The sequence below is a fragment of the Arthrobacter sp. SIMBA_036 genome (assembly GCF_046535135.1).
GTDB lineage: Bacteria > Actinomycetota > Actinomycetes > Actinomycetales > Micrococcaceae > Arthrobacter.
In genome coordinates, this window is record NZ_JAWRXG010000197.1 from 1 (window position 1) to 269 (window position 269).

Sequence of the window (269 nt, forward strand, 5' to 3'; positions counted from 1 at the left end):
GCCGCACCGCGGGGGAACGGCTTCCGTCTGGGCGGCAACCGGTTTACCGTGGTGTCGGCCGCCGGCCTGGAGGCGGCGCTGCCGGGCGTGTCCGCGCCGGCATTGCCATTCGTTGCCGGCATCGTGCTGCGTACGGATGACGGCAACGCCGCCATCGGGCGCATCGTCGAGGCGGTTGGCGTGCCGCACCGCCGCGACGGTCGGCGGCTGATCGTGGACCAGGCCGCCGCGGGCGGCGCCGCGCTGGTCTTCGTGCCCGAGGGAGAGTG

Annotated in this window: 1 protein-coding gene; it reads left to right on the plus strand. The window is 75.1% G+C overall.

All coding sequences use genetic code 11. The annotated features are described in order from the left end of the window. Positions 1 to 269 (plus strand): hypothetical protein (locus SB659_RS19610; protein WP_410551617.1); only part of this gene is annotated, 269 nt, incomplete at both ends.